We start from the raw sequence: 23,000 nt of genomic DNA, 5'->3' as shown, positions 1-23,000 counted from the left end.
ATGTCCAGGCGGATCAGCCTTCGACGCTTGAGCCTCGGCTGCGCAATCGCTCTCAGCCTGTCCGCGAGCGCGGGCGCGCAGGAGGGCGAGGATCATGCCGCGCATCATGGCGCAGGCATGCCGGCCGGCGGGGGCATGTCCGCACCGGCAGAGCCGGGGTCGTCGGACATGGCGAAGATGATGAACCCCATGATGGATCGCATGATCAATGGGGAAGGGGAGAATGAGCACGGCCACGAATCGCGCCGGACCGGCTTCATCTCGCAGCTGCTCGCCTTTCCCGCGCTTGACGAAGCGGCAAGGCAGCGGGTCGCTGCGCAGGCCGGCGAACGGGTAAGCACGGGTCTGGCGATGATCAACGCCGCCTCGGCCGACGGCGCGCGTGCGACCACGGTCTCGGCCCGGCTCGATGCGGCGCGGCGCCTGCGCGAGGGAACCGACCTGTTCCGCTCCGGCACCGCCGCGCAGGGCGCGATCGGGGGCTTGCAGCCGCCCCGGGAGGTCGGGCTTGCCTGGCTGCGCGATCAGCTCGACATCGACCAGGCCGCGCCCGGCCATGCCGATCACTGGTTCGGCATCTCGCCCTCGCACCTCCTTCTCATGCTGTTCCTGGGGCTGGTGAGCGCCACGCTTATCGCGCTGCAGATCTTCCGCCTGCGGCGGATCGGGGCGATCGCCGGCGGTGTCGCCACCGCCAAGGTTCCAGCAAAGCCGGAGCCGAAGGCTGCCCCTCCCGCTACCAGGGTTGCGCCCGCGCCTGCACCCGTTGCCGACAGCGCCGGGCTCGCGCCGAGCAATGCGGCCGCACCCGCTGGGGCGTCGCTGCGCAAGCCCAAAAGCTGGGCGGGGCAGCTGCGCGTGGTCCAGATCGTGCGAGAGACGCCGAGCGTGCTGACCTTCCGGCTCGCGGACCCGACCGCCGACCGGCTGCCGTTCGACTTCCTGCCGGGCCAGTTCCTGCAGGTCGAGGTAGAGCCCGAAGCGGGCAAGACCGCGCGCCGTTCCTACACGATCGCCTCTTCGCCGACCCAGCGGGCCTATGTCGAACTGACGGTCAAGCGCGAGGAGCAGGGCGTGGTCTCGCGATACCTGCACGACAAGGTCGTCGCCGACGATCTGCTGAAGGTCAGCGGACCGTTCGGCGCCTTCACCTTCACGGGAACGGATGCCCAGAGCATCGTGCTGATCGCGGGCGGGGTCGGCATCACCCCGATGATGTCGGTGCTGCGCTATCTCACCGACACCGCGTGGAAGGGTGATATCTTCTTCTTCTACGGCGCACGGTCGACCGAGGAATTCGTGTTCCGCGACGAGCTCGAGCGGCTCGAACGCCGTTTTCCCAACCTCCATGTCGTCGCCGCGATGCAGCGCGCGCCCGGCACCGTCTGGATGGGCCCCGAAGGGCCGATCACGCGCGAGATGATCCTGGCCGCGGTGCCGGAGATCGCGAGCCGGCGCATCCATATGTGCGGCCCGCCGGCGATGATGGGCGCGATGCGCGGCGTGCTGGCGGAACTCGGCGTCCCCGACGCGCAGCTGCACACCGAGGCGTTCGGTCCGGCCTCGCTGCCGGCCGACCACGAGGATCTCGAGGTCAAGCCCGCGCCCCCGCCAGCGGATAAGCCGGCCCCGAGCGCCGAGGTGGCGCCGAGCACGGTGACCTTCTCCGTGTCGGGGGTGTCGGCGGCCTTGCCCGCGGACGAGACCGTGCTGGAGGCGGCCGAGGGCGCGGGCGTCGAGATCCCCTATGCATGCCGTGCGGGCACATGCGGCGCCTGCGTGGTCAAGCTGCTGCAGGGCGAAGTGACGATGGAGGTCGAATCCGGCCTTGCGCCCGCCGACAAGGCGCAAGGCTATGTGCTCGCGTGCCAGGCGAAGGGGACGGGCACGCCGCTCGTGGTCGAAGCCTGATGCGCGAACGCAGCGACATTGCCGTGGGCCTGCTGGTCGCGTTCCTGCTGCTGTTCCCGTTCGGCTATCTCGTGCATGTGTCGCCCCGCTTTCCGGGTAGCCTGGCCGGCGGGATCATCGGGATCGCAGCGCTCGTGCTGATGCTGCTGACGCTTCCTTATGTCGCGGCCAAGCACATCGCCTGGGTCGACAAGGCGCTCTCCCGGGTCGTCAGCAAGCCAACCCTGCTCGCCATCCACATCTATGCCGGCGTGCTGGCGCCGATCCTGGGTCTGGTCCACGCCGCGCACAAGCTCGAAAGCCCGGTCGGCCTGCTTCTGACCGTCCTCCTGCTGATGACGGTCATCACCGGCTTCATCGGCCGCTACCTGCTTGCCCAGCTTGGTCGGGCGCTGCGCGGACGCAGGTCAGAACTGGCCTCGCTTCGCGCCGCCTTCCTCGAGGAGCCGGCGGCGCCGACGCAGGCCGATACCGCAGCCCCGCCGCTGTCGGGCTGGAAGCGCTATCTGTTCGTCGCCGGGGATGCGTCCGCGGGCCAGCGCCCCCAGGACAAGGCGGGGATCGCCGCAGCGCTGGCCGATACCGAATTCGCGATCCGTGCCGAAGAGGCAACCAACACCCTGTTCGCGCGGTGGCGGTTCCTGCACATCCTGCTGGGCTGTCTCATCTTCGCGCTGCTCGCGCTCCACGTCGGCGCGGCGATCTATTACGGGCTGCGCTGGCTATGAGCTGGCAGCGTCTTTCCTACGCCGTCTTCATCGCAGCCCTGCTGGTGATGGTCGCCGCGGTCGCGATCCGGATGCGATCGGACGCGCCGAGGGATGCCGGCCTGGTGGCGCAGCTCGTCTCGCCCGGCCCGCTCTCGAGCGCGCACCAGTCCTTTGCCGGCCAATGCACGGCCTGCCACACGCCGGGCAAGGGCGTCGAAACCCGGACCTGTCTCACCTGCCATGCGGGCACCGATTTCGGGACGAAGCAGTCGACTCAGTTCCACGCGAAAGCGACGCAGTGCACCTCCTGCCACGTCGAACATGAGGGAGAGCGCGGCATCATCCGCATGGATCACGCCGCCTTGCTCGACATGGCAAAGTGGCGGCAGCCTTCGGCGGGCATGTCGACAAACACTAGAAGCCTGACTCCCGAGACCGCGCTCAATTGCGCGAGCTGCCATGCGTTCCGCGATCCGCACCAGGCCCTGTTCGGCACCGACTGCGCGAGCTGCCACAAGACCGACAGCTGGAAGATCGTCAATTATCGCCATCCATCGGTCAATTCGACGCAGTGCGCCGAGTGCCACAAGGCGCCGCCGAGTCACTTCATGGAGCATTTCAGCATGGTCTCGCAGCGCGCAGCCGGATCGAAGGCGCGCGTCGACCAATGCTATGCCTGTCACGCCACCGACAGCTTCAACAATATCCGCAAGCGAGGCTGGTATGATCACCATTGAGGCCGACTGGCTGAGCGCCTTCTTCCGGCTCGCGGTGATTGGCCTGGAACTGGCGGGCACGCTGACCATCCTGGTCGGCGCGGGGCTCGCAACCTTTCTGTTTGCGCGGCGGGCGAGGGCGGGCGACCGGACCGAGGCCTATAGCGCGTTCCGCTCGGCGCTCGGCCGCAGCATCCTGCTCGGCCTGGAATTTCTGGTCGCCGGCGACATCGTCAAGTCGCTGGTGATCAACCCAACGCTCGACGATCTCATCGTTCTGGCCGGGCTGGTGCTGGTGCGGACCTTCCTGAGCATCTCGCTCGGGGTCGAGATCAACGGCCACTGGCCCTGGGAGGAAACCCGGATGGCGCGGGAGAAGGCGCGTGCGGCGTCGGATGGGTCGCCTGCGACGGCTGAGGCCGCCGGATGCGGCACAGCGCTCAAGGGATAGCAGATGGGAGGTGCATGATGATCGAGAGACGCGAATTGCTGATGGCCGGCGCCGGCCTTGCCGCCGCCGGAACGCTGGCTGTGCCGGCGGCGGCGCAGCAGCATCGAATGGAAGGGATGGCGATGTCGATGACGGACTGCATCGACGATTGCGTGGCTTCGCACCGCATGTGCCTGGAAACCGCCGCTTGGCTGACGAAGCAAGGCGGCGCGTCAGCTACGGCGTCGCTGATCGCCATGCTGAACGACTGTGCGGAACTGTGCCAGGCGACCGCCAACTCGATGCTGCGGGAATCTGCCCTGCACCGCATCGTCTGCCGCGCCTGCGCCGACGCTTGCGAGCGCTGCGCCGAGGAATGCGGACGCCATAGCGCGGACCAGCGGATCGCGCGTTGCTCGGCCACCTGCAAGAAATGCGCGGCGAGCTGCCGAACGATGGCGGACATGTCGAGCTGAGCGGCGCGCTTCGCACGTGCCCCACATAGTCACGTTCAGGCCAGAGCCCCCGGTCACAGCTTGTGTGTCCGACAACTACGCCAGGACAGCGATCATGGCACGTGGCACAAAGTCCGAGTATCCGGCAACGGCGGAAATCATCGCACCCGCCATCGCCGGAGCCTTCCGTGCCGCCACCCGATAGTCGGGTAATGCCGAGCACCATCTTTACGATTGCGTGAACGCTCCACGGTCGATCTGTATTGGAGAAGTCAGTGTCAACCGCCGAATTTGTCAACCGGCTACCCGAATTGCTCCGCCCCAATCCAGCAAGGGTAGTGATCAGACCCTATATGCCGTCGACGGAAACCTATAAATATGCGGTACCGGATCAGCCACGTGCGCAGCGCATCGCCGACCGCGTCCTGGCGCTCGACCCAGCATCGCTCCACGATGAGTTGCAACGCATTCTTGATGATTTCTCGGGAAGGCATCGTGAGGTTCCGTCCCTGTTTTTGCGGCGGTTCCACGAGGTTGATGGCATCATCGTCTGTGATTGCGAGGTCACCCATGAACAGGCGCTCTTGATCGGTGCCCATTTTTGCAACGAATATTCCTATGAGGCAGCAGCGCTTTTCAATCCGAGCATCGTCCTGCATCCTGATCAGTCTGCTGTACCTGAAAACTCTCTCCGATTCATTCTTTCCCTGCGAGGCGTGGGCGAGGGGCATATCTCCTCCGTCACCTTTCGCACCGGGTTTTGCGCCGCGGACGGAACCATAGCAATCAATCCTCCGAGCCCCATGCCGCTCGTGCTGGAGACTGAAAACATCTCCGGCGAGGACGGGCCGGACGCGGGCATTCGGATCAAGTGCGATGGCAGCCACGATCTCTCGGAGATCGTGATCTTTCCGACAACCCCCAGCCAGCGTGGTGGCATCGAAGACCTTCGCTTGGTCCGCTTCCTGGACGACGATGGCCGAGCCACCTATTTCGGTACATATACGGCATTTAGCGGCCAGTCCGTCCGGCAGGAGTTGTTGTCCACGCCGGACTTCCGGACATTCGAACTCAGACCGCTGCGTGGGGATGCCACCGGTAGCAAGGGCATGGCGCTTTTCCCCCGACGCATTGCCGGGCACTTTGCCATGCTTGGGCGCGAGGATAACGAAAATATCTGGTTCCTGACGTCCGCGGACATTCACGACTGGAGTGGCGGAGCGAAAGCCATCGAACCTCGCTGGCCTTGGGAGTTTGTCCAGATCGGTAATTGCGGATCGCCGATCGAGATCGACGAAGGCTGGCTGGTCGTAACTCATGGAGTCGGCGCCGTTCGGAACTATTGCATCGGGGCGTGCCTGCTGGACCGTGACGATCCCTCGAAGCTGCTGGCGCGGACGAAGCTACCGCTTTTGCGGTCGGACATGGATGAGCGCGAAGGTTATGTGCCAAACGTAGCCTACAGCTGCGGCGCGATGGTACATAATCGGGTGCTGGTACTGCCTTATGCCATTGCTGACAGCTTCACCACTTTTGCCACTATTCCTCTCGAGCGTCTGCTGGCCGCCATGGATTAGTCACTGTTGCCGACCTGTCCTGCTCTCGAGTCCGAACCATAGTTACACATCGGCACAACAACGATGCCAGTGCGATAATTTATGGCCATCTCAGAGACGGACTTCGCACATTACGTATACAGCAAGGCGGAAGGTGACACCATTTCACGGGCAAGCTCCGGAAGGGGCGACAATCGACCGGGCATATGCTCGATCGAACGGGAAACCCAGACTTGAAGGAATGGATACTTGCGCAAGAAGACGGCAATGATCGCTTCGCTCGCAGCTCTCGGCTTCCTCGCCGTCAGTGCCGGACCGGTGCTGGCGGACGGGATGCCGCCGGGCATGCCCGATCTTGAGGAGACCCTCAAGGCCAGGCCGGCGCCTGCCCAGCCCGATCCTGCCCACATGCAGGGCATGGCTCACGGTAAGGAGCAGATGCACGGCCAGATGATGCAGGGCCATCGAATGGCGATGCGGGATTCGCAGGACCAGGACGGCGCCTCCGGCATGTCACACAGGTCGGACGGTGGTTGCTGACCCTGCCATCATTCCATCAGACGACAAGGTTGACGGACAAGATCATGGCCGCTTTCAACCGAAGCCTTGGTCCGCCGTTCCCACGGCGGGCCAATCGCTTTTCTGGCCGGTCTCAGGACGAGAAAACCAGGCCGGGTCACATTTTTGATCGATCCCGGATCATCATTTTACGCGCCTGCTCCAGCAGGCACACGGCCGATCGGATTTCGATTCGTAAGTTACGTATACAGACTGCGTCTCGCTAGCAGCATTGAAGCTTCGGAATTGCCGGGATCGGAACGTCGATCGGGCAACAGGAAGAACACTCGGAGACCCTCAATGCGACAGACGACATTTCTCGCGGCGCCCGTCAGCCTCTTCGCGACGCTAACCTTCGCCGCCGGCACCGCTCTCGCCCAGTCGACGCCCGCGCCCGCGCAGGCTGCGCCGGCCCATGCCCACCAGCAGGGCATGGATCATGGCGGGCAGCAGATGCACGATCAGATGATGAAGGATCATCAGGCCGGCGCGCAGAAGCAGCAGGGGCAACCGGCCCAGCAGGATCAACAGGGCATGTCGGGGATGGCCGGCATGTCCGGCGGCTCGCCTGCATCGAACGGCTCGGGCATGGCCGGTAAGGCGAAGAGTGGCTGCTGCAAGATGCCGATGAAGAAGGCCAAGCCGGCGGCGAAGAAGAAGACCGCCAAGCCCATGGCCGACAAGCCGATGAGCGACATGTGAGGTTTCCAGCCCCGAGAACAGACCCCAGGGGCTGAGGGCCCGCCGTTCCCCCGCGGCGGGCCAGTTCTTTGACGATGCCCAGCGTCGCCCCGTGCTCCCAGCTTTCAAAACCGGGTCCGAGCGTCTGACTTGACAGAGGAAACAGCGATGCGAAAACATCTTGGCGTCGGTGCTGCTGTTGGCTTTCTGCTCTTTGGCAGCACGCCGCTCCTCGCACAGGGTATCGGCCATAGCTTGTTCATGCGCGGCAAGATCGTCCGTATGGATGCGGGCGGCACAGTGGCCTGCCTGGGTAAGGCCGATGGCGCGCACATCGGGCAGATACTCGAAGTCTATCACGCAACGCCGCGCCACCGCCGTCTTGTCGGTCATGTCGAAGTCGACCAGATTTTCGACGACCATTATGCTCATTTCCGCGTGAGGGACGGGACGCTTCAGAAAGGCGATTGGGTGAGCCTAAAGTGCGTCCGGGCGTAACGCCAGAATTGGAATGCCAAGCGCCGCCCTCGCCAAAAGAAGACTCGGCCGAGTAACGCCTGTCTCGGCATAATTCCGATCAGGCGTGCGCGAATACGTTCAGGAGTCGATGAATAGTCATCGGCTCTGTTGGCGTGTCTGACCCTCAAGCCCGCGACCCCGATACCAGACTACCTTCTGCGGAACTTACTTATAGGCCACCCGGGCAAAGAGATTACTCCGTCAGGCCATCGATAGAGATGGAGTCAGGTTATGTTCGAGGAGGCGATCGGGACCATTAACGCGGCGGCCTCCTTCCGACACCGCTATGATAATTTCATCGGAGGCCGCTGGAGCGCTCCTGCGGGCGGCGAGTATTTCGCCGACACGAGCCCGATCAATGGCGCCCAGATCGCAGAGTTCGCGCTGTCGACGCCGGAAGATGTCGAGCGCGCGCTCGATGCGGCGCACGCCGCCAAGGATCAATGGGCAAGGATCGCGCCCGCCGAACGCGCCAGGATTCTCAATCGCGTCGCCGACCGGCTCGAAGACAATCTGGAGTTGCTGGCACTTGCCGAGACGATCGACAATGGCAAGCCGATCCGCGAGACGCGCGCTGCCGACGTGCCGCTCGCGATCGACCATTTCCGCTACTTCGCCGGCTGCATCCGGGCGGAGGAAGGCGGCATCTCGACGATCGATGCGGACACCATCGCCTATCATTTCCGCGAGCCGCTCGGCGTCGTCGGCCAGATCATCCCGTGGAACTTCCCGCTGCTGATGGCGGCGTGGAAGATCGCCCCGGCGCTGGCGGCGGGCAACTGCACCGTCATCAAACCCGCATCCCAGACGCCGCTCACCTTGCTGATGTTCGCCGAGCTCACCGCCGACATCCTGCCGCCCGGCGTGCTCAATGTCGTTACCGGCCCGGGACGGACCGTTGGCCAGGCGATCGCCGCCAATCCGCGCATCGCCAAGGTCTCGTTCACCGGCGAGACCGTCACCGGCAAGCAGATCATGCACGCCGCGGCGGACCATCTGATCCCCCAGACGATGGAGCTTGGCGGCAAGTCGCCCAACATCTTCATGGCGGACGTGCTCGACGAGGACGATGCCTTCTTCGACAAGGCGCTCGAAGGCTTTACTTTGTTCGCCTTCAACAAGGGCGAGGTCTGTACCTGCCCGTCGCGCGCCCTGATCCATGAGTCGATCTTCGACCGCTTCATCGAGCGCGCCGTGGCGCGCGTCGCCGCGATCCGCCAGGGCGATCCGCTCGACCCGTCGGTCCAGGTCGGCGCGCAGGCGTCGGAGGACCAGCTCCACAAGATCCTGGGCTATATCGATATCGGCAAGGCCGAGGGCGCGCAGTGTCTGGTCGGTGGCGCCAGGGCGCTGCCGGGCGGTGCGCTCGACCAGGGCTATTTCGTGCAGCCGACCGTGTTCGTGGGTCAGAACCACATGCGCATCTTCCAGGAGGAGATCTTCGGTCCCGTCCTGTCGGTCACCACGTTCAAGACGGTCGAGGAGGCGATCGCACTTGCCAATGACACCGCCTACGGTCTTGGCGCGGGCGTCTGGACCCGGAGCGGCAACACCGCCTACCGGCTCGGCCGCGCGATCGAGGCCGGGCGGGTCTGGACCAACTGCTATCATCAGTACCCCGCCCATGCCGCCTTCGGCGGATACAAGGCATCGGGCTTCGGGCGTGAAAACCACCGGATGATGCTCGATCATTATCAGCAGACCAAGAATCTGCTCGTCTCCTATGACGAGCACGCGCTCGGCCTATTCTGACCCCCCGCTTAAAAGGAGAAACGGACATGGCGAAAACCATGAAAGCGGCGGTCGTCCGCGAATTCGGCAAGCCCCTGGTCATCGAGGAGGCGCCGATCCCGGCGGTCGGCCCCGGGCAGATCCTGGTCAAGATTGCGGCAACCGGCGTGTGCCATACCGACCTGCACGCGGCAGAAGGAGACTGGCCGGTCAAGCCCAACCCGCCCTTCATTCCTGGCCATGAAGGCGTCGGGCATGTCGCCGCCGTCGGTGCAGGCGTCACCCATGTGAAGGAAGGCGACCGGGTCGGTGTGCCCTGGCTCTACACCGCCTGCGGGCACTGCGTGCATTGCCTGGGTGGCTGGGAGACGCTTTGCCACGAACAGCAGAACACCGGCTATTCGGTCAATGGCAGCTTTGCCGAATATGTCCTCGCCGATCCCAACTATGTTGGTCACCTTCCCGACAATGTCGACTTCCTCGACATTGCGCCGATCCTCTGCGCGGGCGTCACCGTCTACAAGGGATTGAAGGCCACCGAGGCCCGACCCGGCGAGTGGGTGGTCGTCTCCGGCATTGGCGGGCTCGGCCACATGGCGGTGCAATATGCCCGAGCCATGGGTCTCAATGTGGCCGCGGTCGACATCGACGATAGCAAGCTCGACCTCGCTACACGCCTTGGCGCCACACTGACGGTCAACGCGCGCAACGAGGACCCTTCGGCAGCGCTCAAGAAAGCCATTGGCGGCGCGCACGGGGCGCTGGTGACCGCCGTTTCGCCCAAGGCGTTCCAGCAGGCGCTCGGCATGGTCCGGCGCGGCGGCACGGTCGCGCTCAACGGCCTGCCGCCGGGCGACTTCCCGTTGTCGATCTTCGACACCGTGCTGAACGGCATTACCGTGCGCGGCTCGATCGTTGGCACGCGGCTCGATCTGCTCGAGGCACTGGCGTTCGCCGGCGAGGGCAAGGTCAAGGCCACGGTCCATGCGGACAGGCTCGAGAACATCAACGACGTCTTCTCCCGCATGCATCATGGCGACATCGAGGGCCGGATCGTCCTCGACCTCGCCTGAAGCCGACTTCGCGAAAGTACAGTTCATGTCTCCCTTACATATCCGGCCGATCGCGCGGCGCCGTTTCGTCCAGGGGCTGGCGATCGGCGGCGCGGTCGCCGGTTTCGCCCCGGCGCTTCTCGCGCGATCCGCACCAACCTTGCCCGCTGAGCTGAGCGGGACCGAGTTCGACCTCGAGATCGCCGAGCTGCCGGTCAACTTCACCGGCAAACGCCGTATCGCGACCGCCGTGAACGGCAGCGTGCCCGCGCCGGTCCTGCGCCTGCGCGAAGGCGACACGGTCACGCTGCGCGTACGCAACGGCCTCAAGGAGATGTCGAGCATCCATTGGCACGGCATCATCGTGCCGGCGGAGATGGACGGCGTGCCCGGCATCAGCTTTGCCGGCATCGCGCCGGGCGAGACCTTCACCTATCGCTTCGAGGTCCGCCAGAGCGGAACCTACTGGTATCACGCTCACACGCTCGCCGAGCAGACGGGACTCTATGGAGCGATCATCGTGGAGCCAAAACAGGTGCCGACGGCGCGGGCGCCCGATCGCGACTATTGCATCGTGCTCAGCGACTGGTCGGACGAGCCGCCGTTGCAGATCTTCCTCAATCTCAAGAAGCAGAGCAGCTACTATAATTTTGCGCAGCCGACCGCCGGCGATTTCCTCAAGGATGTCGGCACCATGGGCTTGGGCAAGGCGCTCGAGCGGCGGCGGATGTGGAACAGCTCACGGATGAACCCGACCGACTACAGCGATGTCTCTGCCGCGACCTACACCTATCTGATGAACGGCGCGCCGCCCGCCGGCAACTGGACCGGTATCGCCGCGCCCGGCGAGCGCGTGCGCCTGCGCTTCGTCGGCGCGGGGACGGCGACGTTCTTCGACGTGCGGATCCCCGGGGTCGAGCTGACGGTCGTATCGACCGACGGGCAGCCGGTCGAGCCGGTCACGGTCGAGGAATTCCGGATCGGCCCGGGCGAGACCTACGACGTCGAGTTCACCATGCCCGAGGGCGGCGCCCGCACCATCTTCGCGCAGGCGATCGATCGGAGCGGCTATGCGCGTGGCACGATCGCACCGGCCCCGGGCATGGCGGCAGCCGTGCCGCCGCTCGATGCCCGGACCTGGCTCGAGCCGGTCGACATGATGGGCGCGATGGCGACGATGGGCGCAATGGGAGGCGACGCGCATGCCGGGCACGGCATGACCGAGATGCCGGCCACGGCACGGCACGCCCGCACCGAATATGGCGCCAATACCGACATGCGCGTCGACTATCCGCGCACCAATCTCGACGATCCCGGCGCCGGGCTGCGCGGGCGCGGCTGGCGCGTGCTGACGCTGGCCGATCTGCGCACGCCGGGCGGCGATCCCGACCCGCGCGAGCCCGAGCGCGACATCGAGCTGCATCTGACGGGCAATATGGAACGGTTCATCTGGTCGCTCGACGGCATCAAGCTCAACGATTCCAGGCCGCTTCATTTCAAGCCAAACGAGCGGCTGCGCGTCACCTTCGTCAACGACACGATGATGGCGCATCCGATGCATCTGCACGGCATGTGGAGCGATGTCGAAGGCCCGGACGGCGCCTTCCAGGTCCGCAAGCATACGGTCGTGGTCCAGCCCGCCCAGCGGGTGAGCTTCCGCGTCACCGCCGACGCCATGGGCCGATGGGCCTTCCACTGCCATCTGCTCTATCACATGGCGGCCGGCATGTTCCGGGAGGTGGTGGTCGCATGATCCGGATTTTCCCCTCGCGCGGCATCGCTCTTGGCGCTGCCCTCTTCCTGGCGCCGGCGATCACGGCTCCCGCCCTCGCGCAGGAGGCCTCGCCCCCGTCGCCCGCCGCCACCCCTGCCCAAACGGCCACTCCCGCTCAGCACACCCCTTCCGCGCAAGGCTCTCAGGACCATGCGGGCATGGACATGCCGGGCATGGATATGACCGACACGAAGGCGTCCGGTAACGGCGCCACGATGGACATGGGCTCGATGCAGGGTGGCAAGGCCCCGCCGGACGCGCGCAACTCGGACGATTATGCCGACGGCTATCGCAACTCGACGCTGCCGGGCTATGAGATGGCCGACAAGCTCTCGATCCCCAAGATACTTGTCGATGAGCTCGAATTCGCCAGCGGCAACGAGGGTCAGGGCGTGGGTTGGACCGTGCTCGTCACCAAGGGTCAGGACAATGACAAGCTCTGGCTGCGCAGCCAGGGCCTCAAGAACTCCCGCGACCAACGTCTCGATCCGGAGAGCAGCGTCGAGGCGCTGTGGTGGCACAGCAAGAACCCGTTCTGGGGCACGCTGCTCGGGGTCAGGCAGGATCTCGGCAAGGGTGCGACCACCTGGCTCGCCGCCGGCGTCGAGGGACTGGCGCCCTATTGGTTCGACGTCCAGCTCACCGGCTATGTAGGAACCGATGGGCGTCTCGCGGCGCGCGCCAAGGCCTCCTATGAGGTCCTGTTCACCAATCGGTTGATCCTTACGCCGCAGGTGGAAACCAATATCTATTCGAAGCGGTCGAGCGATCGGCAGCTCGGCAGCGGCTTCAGCAATGTCGAGCTGAGCGGACGGTTGCGCTACGAGGTGTCGCGCAAGTTCGCGCCCTATATCGGCTTCGTCTGGGAGCGCGCATTTGACGGCACGGCCGATTTCCGTCGCCTGCGCAGGGAAGGGCCTTCCGAACACAGGCTGGTGATCGGCTTGCGCGCCTGGTGGTGATCCGCGGATGGCCACTCGAGGGATCGACCGCGAACGCGCCGCGTGACAAGGCTGGATCGCAAGCCAACGGTCGCTGGCCGGCCTCCTTTTTCGTCTTGTTGCTCGCGGCGGCTGCGGCGTCGGCGGGACAGACGGCCATTCTCGCCTTCCTTCCGGCACTGGTCGACCCGGCTCGTGGCGCGCTATCGTCAAGCGCTCATGATTTTCACGTCGCGAGCCTGACCGCGGTCCATCCCCTGGCAGCCTTGCTGGCGGCGCCGCTCTGGGGCTGGATCGCGGACCGGGTCGACTATCGGGCGATGTTGCGCGCAGCGCTGGTCATCCTCGCGCTGGTGACCGCGCCGATCGGCCTCGTCGGGTTGCCTGAGCTTTATGCATTGCGTCTGGTGGCGGGGATGGCGTCGGCCGCCATCATACCGTTGGGCTTGCTCTGCGCGAGCTTTGCCGCAAGCGGGCGCGCGGACCAGGCGCGCCGCTTCACCTGGCTGACCGCCTTCGTGTTTCTGGGCGATCTCGCCGGTCCGCTGGTGGCGGAGGTCTCGGCCGCGATCCTGCCCCGCGCTCCCCTCATGATCCTCGCTCTCGGCATCGGTGCCGTCGGGGCGGCGCTTTGCGCCGTGCGTCTGCCGCGCTGGTGTGCACCTTGCATCGATGGCGGAGACCTGCCCGCGCCTACGCTCGGCGCGACGTTGATCCTGCTTTTTATCACGATCGTCGCGGGCGGCGGACTGGCGGCGATGCATGTCAATCTCCTGGTGACGCGGAGCGCCATTTCGCTGAGCCGCGAAGAGATCGCCTGGATGCTCAGTCTCTGCGGATTGGGCATGCTGGCGGCACAGATCTTCCATGCAAAGCTGGATTGGCTGGTCACTGTGCCGAGGCGGCTTGCCGGATTGACGCTGGGCCTGCTGGCTGTGGCACTTTTCATGTTTCCTGTCGCCGCGAGTATGGCCGAGCTCAGTGGGATCATCGTTGCTGCCGGCTGGAGCTCGGCAACCCTTCGATTGGTCACCAGCTTCTGGATCAGCGGCGGCGGGGCCCCTTCAGGCGTGAAGCTCGGTTTCCAGCATTCCGCCGCCAGCATCGGGCAGGCGCTCGCGCCGCTGGCGATAGCCATCGTCGCTCCCGGGGCGCAGCCGCTCGTTCTGTGGGGGATTGGTGGTCTATCGCTAGCGCTGCTTGTGTCCCTGCCGCTAGCCTGGAGGCCGCCCGCCATCGTAAAATCATCTGCGTGATGAGGGGAGGGGCGCATTGATGCGTATAGAAAAGAAGGGGCCTCTGCCCCATGCTTATCGTTCTTCCGGGAGTCATTTCATGAAGACCCGCCTATTCGTCGCCTTGCTGTTCCTCGCCATGCCCGGCGTAGCGCTTGCGGCCAGTGATATCGTCGTCCACCGGGATCCGGGATGTGGATGTTGCGAGAAGTGGGCGCAGGCCGTGCGCGCGAAGCTGGGACGCAAGGTCGTCATGCGTGACGATGCGTCGCGCAGCGAGCTTCAGCGCAAGGCCGGCATGCCCCGGACGCTGGCATCTTGCCACAGCGCGATCGTCGATGGCTATATGATCGAGGGCCATGTCCCGATATCCGACGTCAAGCGCTTGCTGGCGACCCGTCCTGCGGGCGTCAAAGGCATTGCGGTTGCGGGGATGCCGATCGGTTCGGAGGGCATGGAAGTGGCAGGCGCTGCCCGCCAACCCTATACGGTGGTGGCCTTCGGCAGCGCCGGTCAGCGAATTTTCGCCCGCCATTGATATCGCGCGGTTTGCAGCATCCTGCAGAATTGCCCGGTGGTAGAGGACCCCGCTGTCGAGTGTAGAACCTTGTGTCAAGCGAGCTGATGGCGTCCCTACCCCTACCTACACTGAAAAAGCAACGATTTGTCTTGTAAGTTGTTCGCGGTCGTCTCCCTGATTTGCCTGAATTTGCCCCAAAATGTGGGAACGATTGTGGGACCGTTTGCCCACCGAAAGTGTGAGAACGGCCCCAACATTCCCGATCAGGGCCCCGAACCGATGGCACTCACAGCATTGAAGGTGAAAAACGCGAAGCCCGGTCGCCATGTCGATAGCCGGGGCTTTGCCTGATTGCACTTTGCGTTCGCTTGCATTACATCGTCATGCAGAAAGGAAATCGACATGGCCGCAAACGCTCTTGTGCAGACCCGGATCGACGGAGCGGTGAAGGAGGAAGCCGCGACCGTGCTGGCTGCTATGGGGCTGACCGTCTCCGATGCCGTGCGCCTGATGCTGACCCGCGTTGCCCGCGACAAGGCCTTGCCGTTTGAACCGCTGGTGCCCAATGCCGAGACGATCGAGGCCATGAAGGAAGCGCGCGAGGGAAAGGGCAAGCGGTTCGCCACGGTGGTCGACCTGATGGCCGACCTCAATGCGGACGATTGAACGCTTCGGGCGGTTCAAGCGCGACTACAAGCGGGAGAAGAAGGGGCAGCACGCCAAGACGCTGGACGCTGACCTGATCCCGATCATCGAGGCGCTGGCATCCGACGAGCCGCTTGAACCGCGCCACCGCGACCATGCGCTGACCGGCGACTGGCGCGACCATCGCGATTGCCACATAAAGCCCGACCTCGTGCTGATTTACCGCAAGCCCGATGACGACACCTTGCAGCTTGTGCGCTTGGGATCGCACGCGGAATTGGGTTGGTGACGCGCGCGCATGGCGAGCTTATACGTTTGTCGGGTATGTCAGCCAGAGGCACGATTACGGGTTAGGTGTGATCAGCGAGCATCCGATGCCAACAAGCTTTTGCAGAAGACATCAATCGCAGAGATGCATTCGGCAGGCGCTGCTTGAAACAAAAATGAGGGCCATAAATCACTTTCACCCTCAAATTCTGACAAATTTGCCGTTAGTTCACGACTGGTGAGCGAGAAATGAGCCGATCGCGTTGGGCTTGAAGAGCCGACCGCTCGCTCCACCGTCGTGACCCCTACGTTGATGACCGGCGGATGCTGGCCCGGTAGACGATGCTGCCGAGAGCGACGACGACGCCCATGATGGCAAAAGATTCCATGCTCGCATGGCTCAAAAGCCAGATCGTGAGAAGGAACCTCAACGAGGCCACGCTCAAAAATACGCCGCGCGGTCCGATATGGGTCCTCAAGGCGCGGGGCGGAAGCGAAAGCTGGTGGAACGCCTACACTGGCGAAAATGTCGATGAGATCAGTCTGGCAGACGCTCGGCGCTATGCTCTGATGTCCTACAAAGGATCCGGCGGGCTGCAGGCGGTCGACTATCAGGAAACGGCGCCCGAGGAAGCGCAGGTCGGCGGGCCGCTGTGGCGCGCCAGCTTCGCCGACAAGGAGCATAGTCGCCTCTATCTGGATCCGTTCACCGGAGAGGTGCTCAGTCGCCGTTCGGACCTGTGGGACTTCTATGATTTCTTTTACAAAATCCATATCATGAACCTTGGCGCCTCGCGCAGTTACAACCATCCACTGATCGTTGTCGCTGCATCGGCGACGTTGCTCATCGTGGTCACCGGGATCGTCATTCTGTTTTATCGCCTTGCGAAGGATCTCAAACGACTGCTGACGAAACGTCGCGCATCAAGGCCTGCGACCTGAGGTCATCGCGCTGCGACGGGCTCACTTGCCGATCCACTCCGGTTCGGCTGTGGCCGCGCAATTCTGATCGTCGCTCGGCCCGCCGTGCCCACGGGCAGCGCGAGCAGATGAGCCGCCGTATCTTCGCGGTCGGGTAATGTCGCGGGGTGCGATGGAGCTTGCTGTGTCCTGATCGGCGCGCGGGCGGGCAACGCGCGCCTCGCACGATCACACGCGCAGCAGTCGCCCCACCGCCCGCATGATCGTCGCCCTGCGCGCCGCATGCTCGGTAGCGTCGCGTGCGGCTCCGGTCATGCACCAGAGCTGGGTGAGGGCGGCGACAAGCCGGACGACGTCCATGGGCGTGAAGTCGGCGACGATCCGCCCCTCGGCCTGCGCCGCTGCGATCCCGTCCAGCTTCTCCCCGAGAAGGACCTCGCCGGCCGGGAGCATCAGAACATCCTGGCCACGCTCCAAATGATGCCAGGTCAGCAGCCTCCACAAGCGCGGGCGCTCGACCAGCAAGTCATAGGTGCGCCCCGCATAACCCTCAAGATCATCGGGATCGAAGCGATCGGCCTGCGCCGCGTCCATCACTTCCTGCGTCAGCGCGGCATCGAAGAGCGCCTCCTTGTCCCCGAAATAGGTGTAGAGCATCGGCTTGCTGATACCCGCCGCCTGCGCAATGCGATCGATCCGCGCGCCCGCCAGCCCATGGGACGCGAACTCCTCGGTCGCTGCAGCCAGGAGCCTCTCGCGGCTCTGTGCGGCATTCCGCCTGGTTCGTTCCTTCATCACACCTCCCGGCATTGACGCATTCCACACATGAAGTTACCTACCAGTTGGTAATATATGGAGCAGCATATGTCCAATCACTGGTTTCTCACGGGCGCGTCCAGCGGCATTGGCCGCCATCTGGCCGAACTGATCCTGGCCGCGGGCGACGACCTTACCGCGACGGCTCGCAGGCCCGAAAGCCTCGACGACCTTGCGGCGAAATATCCGAGCCAGCTGCGCGTCGAAGCGCTCGACGTCACGGTCAAGGACGATATTGCTGCGGTCGTGGCCCGGGCGCAGGCGCGTCGACCCGTCGATATTCTGGTCAACAACGCCGGCGGCGGCGTGATCGGCGCCACCGAAGAGATGTCGGACGCCGAGGTCGAAGGCCAGATCGCGCTCAATCTCATGGCGCCCATCCACATCACCCGCGCCTTTGTCCCCGCGATGCGCCTGCGCGGGAGCGGCCGGATCATCCAGATCTCCAGCGCCAGCGGTCAGGGCTCGCTTCCGACGAGCAGTCTCTATCATGCGGCCAAATGGGGCCTGGAGGGCTTCAGCGAATGCCTCCGCCAGGAGCTTGAACCCTTCAACCTGTTCGTGACGCTGATCGAGCCGGGTGGCGCGCGCACCAGCTTCAGCCACAACCTGCAATTCGCCAGCGAGATCGCCGCCTATCGCGATACGCCCGCCGGCGATATCCGCAAGATGTTCGAGACCGCCGGAAACGAGCTCTACACGCTCGACCCGCAAAAGATCGCGCAAGCGATCGTCGATGTCGCAACCAGCGACCATCCGCCGCTGCGCGTGACTCTGGGGGGTGACGCTTTCGGCGTTGTCCAGGCGGCGCTGCAATCGCGGCTCGCCTTTCTGCAGTCCCAGGAAGCGCTCGCGCGCTCGGTCGCTTTCGACAGTTGAGCTTTCCCGTCTTCCAGCTTTCGTCTCCGCGCGGTGCGATGCGCCTCACCGGGGCCCGGCAACCCCTGTCGTCAGCGCCGCTATCCGATACTTAGGTATAGCCATCCGACACGATTGCCGAAGCGCCAAACGGGCAATCGCTTGGTACCATCGCAAGAGAGGAAAACCTTCGCGGTCGCCAATCAAGGGTGCGCGGACCTTCGCAGTCTGCGTGCCCTTGATGTGGCAGCGCGCCGCCCAGCCACGCGCGTCATGAACGGGAGCGGCCTTCTGCGAAACCCAACGCTCCGCCGCTTTTTCTACAAGCTCTCGCTCGAATTGCTGCGCGCCGCTTTCTTCTTCCTGCGACTGGGCTTGAAGAATGAGGCGCGTCTGCTCGTGCGCGCGTCTCAATGGGCCAGGCACACGGCTTCCGGTCGCCGCCGCAGTGGCGGCACCGGAAAGTGCCATGAGCGTCGTCGCCGCCTTTCTTTATCACGAGGGCAAACGGCTACGGCCGGTGACCCTGATCGATCCGGCGTGCGAGCATATCGCCAAGGATGACTTTGTGTGGATCGGCCTCTCCCAGCCCACCGAGACAGAACTTGCCGACATCGCCGGAAATTACGGCCTTCACCCGCTTGCCGTGGAAGATGCCGGCAACGGCCACCAGATTTCCAAGCTCGACGTCTACGGTGACCAGTTGTTCATCGTCGCCAGGACGGCACATCTTGAAGGCGATCATATCGCCTACGGCTCCACCGCGATTTTCCTGGGCAAGAGTTTCCTGATCACCGTTCGGCAGGGTTCGGCACGTTCGCACAGCGAGCTTCGCGCGCATCTCGAAATCACGCCCGAGCTGCTGCGCGAGGGCCCGGACTATGTGCTCCATGCCATTCTGGACTTCATCGTCGATGGCTATTTCCCGATCGTCGAGGCGATCGAGGAGGACGTCCTCAAGATGGAGCAGCGCATGCTTGCAGCCTTTCTCACCCGCGAGGAGGTGACCCGGATTTTCACGCTGCGGCGTGAGCTCGTCCGCTTCCAACGCGTGCTCGGACCCATGCTCGAGGTCGGTCGCAAGCTGGTGAACCTGCAGCTTCCGCGGCTTGATGAGGCCTCCAAACCCTATTTCCGTGATTTGCTCGATCACATGCTCAGGGTTGAGAGCGCCATCACCGGCATCCGCGACATCCTGATCTCGGTGTTCGAGGCGAGTCACCTGCTCGAACAGCAGCGCCAAGGTGCGATCACCCGTTAGCTTGCCGCCCGGGCAGCGATCCTCGCGGTGCCTACCGCGATTGCCGGAATCTACGGCATGAATTTCGAGAATATGCCCGAACTGAAGACGCAATGGGGATATTTCGTCATCCTCGGCGTCATCGCTGCGGTCTGCATTGGGCTCTACATCCGGTTCAAACGTAGCCACTGGCTTTGACGGCGCAGATCGGCTTTCCACATCGCGCCGGGCTGAGGCTGCCGGGGGCCGGCCGCCACAATTCAATGCTTTCGAAGCGTCTCGATGCGGTGCCGGTCCAACGCTTCGAGCAAAGCCCTGCCGATCAGCGGCTTTGCGAGAACATGATCGAAGCCCGCCTCAGCGGCCCGCGAGGCCAGCAGCGTGTCATGAAAGCCTGAGATCATGATCGCGCGTCCCGACCATCCGATCTCGCGAAGGTGACGCAGCATCGCGAATCCGTCGATGTCGGGCATGCGATAGTCGAGGATGACGCAGTCTGCCTCCTTCGCGCGGGGGTCGGCCAACAGCGCGTGGCCGGTCGTATATCCCCACACGGCATAGCCGCGCGATCTCAGCAGCAGCTGGAGGCCACGCCGCACGCCGGGATCGTCGTCGGAGACGAGGATGGTGTATCTGCCATCATGCTGAGTGGAACGGACCGATGGCATTGCGAGAAGCGGACACCCGTGTGACGATTGCACCATCGATCGCATATCGCGCCTCGTCCCGTCGCTACGTAGAGGTCGCAGTCACTTCGGCTTGCGGCCCATGCCCGCGGCAAAGGCGATCCGCAGGGCTTCGGACAAATTGCGGACCTCGAGCTTGGCCATCAGGCTCGCGCGATGGACCTCGACCGTTCGCGATGAACAGCCCAGGTCATAGGCGATCGTCTTATTGGGCAGGCCGTTCGCCAGCCCTTCCAGCACTTCACGCTCCCGGGGCGTCAGTGCAGCGACCCGCACGCCGGCTTCAGAGGTTTCCAGAGTGCGAAGGTCGACATCGTCGAGACGCGCGAACGCGCGGCTGACGGCGCCGAGCAGGGCGGCTTTCTCGAAGGGCTTCTCGAGAAAGTCGACCGCGCCGCCTTTCATGGCCTGCACCGCAACCGACACGTCGCCATGGCCGGTCAGGACGATGACCGGCATATTGACCCCGCGTGCTGCCATGGCGGCCTGAATCTCGAGACCGTCCATCTCGGGCATGCGCACGTCGAGGATGACGCAGCCGACGGCCGCCGACTTCGCCTCCTTGAGAAACTCCACGCCCGAGGCATAGGTCACGACGTCGTAGCCCGCGGTCTTGAGCGCAAAGCTCGCCGCCTTGCGGATGCTCTTCTCGTCGTCGACCAGATGGATGACGCGTCTATCCCCCATGTTCCTCCTCCGCCCGCGCATGGATCAAGGTAAAATGAAAGCGCGCGCCGCCGCGGTCGGGGCGCTCCATCCAGATACGGCCCCCATGCGCTTCGATGATGGTCCGGCAGATCGAAAGGCCGAGGCCCATGCCGTCGGCCTTTGTCGACTTGAACGCCGTGAAGAGCTGCTCCCGGACCTCGTCGGCGATGCCGGGGCCGGTATCCTCCACGGTCACCTCGATCAGCCCGTCAGGGCGCAACCTGGTCGCTACCTTGAGGTCGCGAACAGGACACGCCGCCATCGCCTCGATGGCGTTGCGCATCAGGTTGACCAGCACCTGCTGGATCTGCACCCTGTCGACGAGAACCGGCGTCGCGGCGGGATCGACCGCGAAGAAGCTGCGGATGCCGCGCTCGCGTGCACCGACCAGCGCGAGCTCGCTCGCCTCGGCGACAACCTGCGGCAGATCGTGGAGGCTCTTGTCGACCTCGCCGCGGGCGACGAAATGGCGCAGGCGCCGGACGATATGGCCGGCCCGCAGCGTTTCCTGTGCCGCATCATCCATCACCGACCGTAGCGACACGAAGGGTTCGTCGTCCCGCTCGTCGAGCATGTCGCGGATCGTCTCGAGATAGAGCGCGACCGCGGCAAGCGGCTGGTTGAGCTCATGCGCGAGGGTCGAGGCCATCGTGCCCATCGCGCTCAGCCGGGAGACATGGACCAGCTCTGCCTGCAGTTCCTTGAGCCTGAGCTCATCCAGCTCCTTGGCGGTGAGATCCCGGATGAAGCCGGTGAACAACCGCTGCCCGTCTTCACCGGCCTCGCCAACCGACAGCTGCATCGGGAAGGTCGAGCCGTCGCGGCGCTGGCCGACCACGACGCGGCCGAGGCCGATGATCCGGCGCTCGCCGGTCTGGAGATAATGCGCGATATATTCGTCATGCCGGTCGCGATCGGGCTGGGGCATCAGGCAGGAGACGTTGCGGCCGACGAGCTCGGTTTCCGAATAGCCGAACAGGCGTTGGGCGGCCGCGCTGAACGACGTGATGTCGCCGGTCTCGTCGATGATGATCATCGCATCGGGGACGGTCGCCAGGATCGACTGGAGATGCTGCTCGCGGGTCTCGATTGACGCCCGGACCGCCGCCTCGTCGGTGACATCGCGACTGATGCAGGCAAAGCCTCGATGTGCGTCGCCTTCGAACAGGGCGCTGATCGTCAGGCGCGCGAGATACTCCGCTCCGTTCTCGCAGACCCGCCACGCTTCGCGCTCCAGCGTGCCTTCGTGAAGGGCGGCCGCCAGGTCTGCGCACGGGCGGCCGGCCGCAATCTCGTCGGGCGGGTAGAACAGGTCATGGGGCTGTCCCAGGACGCGATCGAGGGGCCAGCATTCGGCACGCTCGCCTTCTTCATTATAGCTCAGCACGATCCCGGCAGGATCGAGCAGCGTCAGGACATGGCCGCCAGCCTGTCGCAGGAACAAAGGCGCAAGCCGCACCACCTCCCTGGCAATCTCGTCCGCCCCGCGCCTCGTGTCGACCATCGGCCGGCTCACATACCTGGCCGGGCGCACGTATCCGGGCGTAGCCCGACCGTGCCACTCAGCGCCGCGCGAGTATGGCCTTCATCTCGTCGATTTCCTGCCGCTGCGAGCGCTTGATCGCTTCGCAAAGCCGGATGACTTCCGGATCGCTGAGCTTTGCTTCCTGGCACATCAGGATCGCCCCGGAATGATGCGGGATCATCGAGCGCAGAAAGGCCGTGTCGCCGATCGTGGTCTGGGTGCGGATGAGTGCAAAGCTGCCGAAGAAGGCGACCAGCGACGCGGCGATCAGCGCGATGTTGGCGGCCTTCGACACGAACATGTGTCGCATGGCGAGGATCATCAGCACCACCATCGGTGCGACCATCATCAGCGTCATGTAGAGCATGTTGAGGTTGTTGTAGAAGCTGTCGAGCCCGTCGATCATGACGAACATCACCAGATACATGATGACGCCGCTGATGACGGTCTGAACGGCAAGGCTCCAATAGGCACCCATCTTCCGGGTGTTCATGTGGGACGAATGGTCCATGGCGTATCTCCTTCGCTCGGCGCCGGCCGACCTG

General features: G+C 64.4%; 24 protein-coding genes and 1 pseudogene. 20 read left to right on the top strand and 5 right to left on the bottom strand.

Features of this window, described 5'->3' with window-relative positions; translation table 11 throughout:
- From N6H05_RS27020 to N6H05_RS26935, 18 genes are all read left to right on the top strand, one after another.
- Entirely contained in the window at positions 1-1,911 is a 1,911-nt protein-coding gene (locus N6H05_RS27020; RefSeq protein ID WP_013039106.1) for a 2Fe-2S iron-sulfur cluster-binding protein, read from the top strand.
- Positions 1,911-2,639, top strand: coding sequence for a hypothetical protein (locus N6H05_RS27015; RefSeq protein ID WP_007406424.1), 729 nt, complete (start codon positions 1,911-1,913; stop codon positions 2,637-2,639). Before N6H05_RS27020 ends, N6H05_RS27015 begins: the two co-directional genes overlap by 1 nt.
- Positions 2,636-3,358 carry a cytochrome c3 family protein gene (locus N6H05_RS27010; protein WP_044663288.1) on the top strand — a complete coding sequence of 241 codons (723 nt, stop codon included), beginning with the start codon at positions 2,636-2,638 and terminating at the stop codon, positions 3,356-3,358. Before N6H05_RS27015 ends, N6H05_RS27010 begins: the two co-directional genes overlap by 4 nt.
- Entirely contained in the window at positions 3,345-3,788 is a 444-nt protein-coding gene (locus N6H05_RS27005; protein ID WP_007406411.1) for a DUF1622 domain-containing protein, read from the top strand. Before N6H05_RS27010 ends, N6H05_RS27005 begins: the two co-directional genes overlap by 14 nt.
- A 14-nt stretch (positions 3,789-3,802) precedes the next feature.
- Positions 3,803-4,243 (top strand): four-helix bundle copper-binding protein, encoded by a 441-nt coding sequence (locus tag N6H05_RS27000; protein ID WP_015449267.1) that lies wholly within the window; start codon positions 3,803-3,805, stop codon positions 4,241-4,243.
- Positions 4,244-4,497: 254 nt separating this feature from the next.
- Positions 4,498-5,799: a glycoside hydrolase family 130 protein gene (locus tag N6H05_RS26995; protein WP_438830636.1), complete on the top strand. Its 1,302-nt coding sequence runs from the start codon at positions 4,498-4,500 to the stop codon at positions 5,797-5,799.
- Between the two features lie 228 nt (positions 5,800-6,027).
- Entirely contained in the window at positions 6,028-6,318 is a 291-nt protein-coding gene (locus N6H05_RS26990) for a hypothetical protein (protein WP_007406388.1), read from the top strand.
- A gap of 318 nt (positions 6,319-6,636) precedes the next feature.
- Positions 6,637-7,038 (top strand): hypothetical protein, encoded by a 402-nt coding sequence (locus N6H05_RS26985; RefSeq protein WP_015449265.1) that lies wholly within the window; start codon positions 6,637-6,639, stop codon positions 7,036-7,038.
- 147 nt (positions 7,039-7,185) lie between these two features.
- The gene (locus N6H05_RS26980) at positions 7,186-7,515 is read left to right on the top strand and encodes a hypothetical protein (RefSeq protein WP_039335426.1); all 330 of its coding nucleotides are present in this window, start codon (positions 7,186-7,188) and stop codon (positions 7,513-7,515) included.
- Positions 7,516-7,767: 252 nt separating this feature from the next.
- Positions 7,768-9,288: an aldehyde dehydrogenase family protein gene (locus N6H05_RS26975; RefSeq protein WP_039335428.1), complete on the top strand. Its 1,521-nt coding sequence runs from the start codon at positions 7,768-7,770 to the stop codon at positions 9,286-9,288.
- A gap of 26 nt (positions 9,289-9,314) precedes the next feature.
- The gene (gene adhP, locus N6H05_RS26970; protein WP_037569599.1) at positions 9,315-10,340 is read left to right on the top strand and encodes an alcohol dehydrogenase AdhP; all 1,026 of its coding nucleotides are present in this window, start codon (positions 9,315-9,317) and stop codon (positions 10,338-10,340) included.
- 25 nt (positions 10,341-10,365) lie between these two features.
- Positions 10,366-12,072: a copper resistance system multicopper oxidase gene (locus N6H05_RS26965; protein ID WP_062788780.1), complete on the top strand. Its 1,707-nt coding sequence runs from the start codon at positions 10,366-10,368 to the stop codon at positions 12,070-12,072.
- A complete protein-coding gene (locus N6H05_RS26960) occupies positions 12,069-13,055 on the top strand; it encodes a copper resistance protein B (RefSeq protein ID WP_284114376.1) in 987 nt (328 codons plus the stop codon). The genes N6H05_RS26965 and N6H05_RS26960 overlap by 4 nt, the downstream gene beginning before the upstream one ends.
- Entirely contained in the window at positions 13,049-14,290 is a 1,242-nt protein-coding gene (locus N6H05_RS26955) for an MFS transporter (RefSeq protein ID WP_007683345.1), read from the top strand. Before N6H05_RS26960 ends, N6H05_RS26955 begins: the two co-directional genes overlap by 7 nt.
- A gap of 79 nt (positions 14,291-14,369) precedes the next feature.
- Complete coding sequence (locus N6H05_RS26950; protein WP_007683347.1) at positions 14,370-14,807, top strand: DUF411 domain-containing protein; 438 nt, start codon at positions 14,370-14,372, stop codon at positions 14,805-14,807.
- 384 nt (positions 14,808-15,191) lie between these two features.
- Positions 15,192-15,455 carry a type II toxin-antitoxin system RelB/DinJ family antitoxin gene (locus tag N6H05_RS26945; protein WP_004212689.1) on the top strand — a complete coding sequence of 88 codons (264 nt, stop codon included), beginning with the start codon at positions 15,192-15,194 and terminating at the stop codon, positions 15,453-15,455.
- On the top strand, positions 15,442-15,723 hold the full coding sequence (locus tag N6H05_RS26940; RefSeq protein ID WP_004212690.1) for a type II toxin-antitoxin system YafQ family toxin: 282 nt from the start codon (positions 15,442-15,444) through the stop codon (positions 15,721-15,723). Before N6H05_RS26945 ends, N6H05_RS26940 begins: the two co-directional genes overlap by 14 nt.
- Positions 15,724-16,070: 347 nt before the next feature.
- Positions 16,071-16,643 carry a PepSY domain-containing protein gene (locus tag N6H05_RS26935; protein ID WP_284114374.1) on the top strand — a complete coding sequence of 191 codons (573 nt, stop codon included), beginning with the start codon at positions 16,071-16,073 and terminating at the stop codon, positions 16,641-16,643.
- 207 nt (positions 16,644-16,850) lie between these two features.
- Here N6H05_RS26935 and N6H05_RS26930 read toward each other — a convergent pair whose 3' ends face one another.
- On the bottom strand, positions 16,851-17,417 hold the full coding sequence (locus N6H05_RS26930) for a TetR/AcrR family transcriptional regulator (protein WP_062787982.1): 567 nt from the start codon (positions 17,415-17,417) through the stop codon (positions 16,851-16,853).
- Positions 17,418-17,486: 69 nt separating this feature from the next.
- On the opposite strand from N6H05_RS26930, the gene N6H05_RS26925 reads away from it, so the two are divergent.
- Both N6H05_RS26925 and corA read left to right on the top strand, forming a co-directional pair.
- Entirely contained in the window at positions 17,487-18,317 is an 831-nt protein-coding gene (locus tag N6H05_RS26925) for an SDR family oxidoreductase (protein WP_021245217.1), read from the top strand.
- Positions 18,318-18,765: 448 nt separating this feature from the next.
- Positions 18,766-19,734: pseudogene (gene corA, locus N6H05_RS26920) on the top strand (magnesium/cobalt transporter CorA).
- 62 nt (positions 19,735-19,796) lie between these two features.
- On the opposite strand, the gene N6H05_RS26915 reads toward corA, so the two are convergent.
- The 4 genes from N6H05_RS26915 to N6H05_RS26900 all read right to left on the bottom strand — a co-directional run bounded on the left by N6H05_RS26915 (position 19,797) and on the right by N6H05_RS26900 (position 22,966).
- On the bottom strand, positions 19,797-20,204 hold the full coding sequence (locus N6H05_RS26915; RefSeq protein WP_016743851.1) for a response regulator: 408 nt from the start codon (positions 20,202-20,204) through the stop codon (positions 19,797-19,799).
- 81 nt (positions 20,205-20,285) lie between these two features.
- Positions 20,286-20,909 (bottom strand): response regulator transcription factor, encoded by a 624-nt coding sequence (locus N6H05_RS26910; RefSeq protein ID WP_284114372.1) that lies wholly within the window; start codon positions 20,907-20,909, stop codon positions 20,286-20,288.
- Entirely contained in the window at positions 20,899-22,434 is a 1,536-nt protein-coding gene (locus N6H05_RS26905) for a PAS domain-containing sensor histidine kinase (protein WP_284114371.1), read from the bottom strand. The genes N6H05_RS26910 and N6H05_RS26905 overlap by 11 nt, the downstream gene beginning before the upstream one ends.
- Positions 22,435-22,492: 58 nt before the next feature.
- Entirely contained in the window at positions 22,493-22,966 is a 474-nt protein-coding gene (locus N6H05_RS26900) for a DUF305 domain-containing protein (protein WP_015449253.1), read from the bottom strand.
- Positions 22,967-23,000 lie beyond the last annotated feature (34 nt).

This window comes from Sphingobium sp. WTD-1, from assembly GCF_030128825.1.
In the GTDB taxonomy this organism is placed as follows: domain Bacteria; phylum Pseudomonadota; class Alphaproteobacteria; order Sphingomonadales; family Sphingomonadaceae; genus Sphingobium.
The sequence above is the reverse complement of the archived record's forward strand: the minus strand, read 5'-3'. Positions and strand labels throughout refer to the sequence as shown.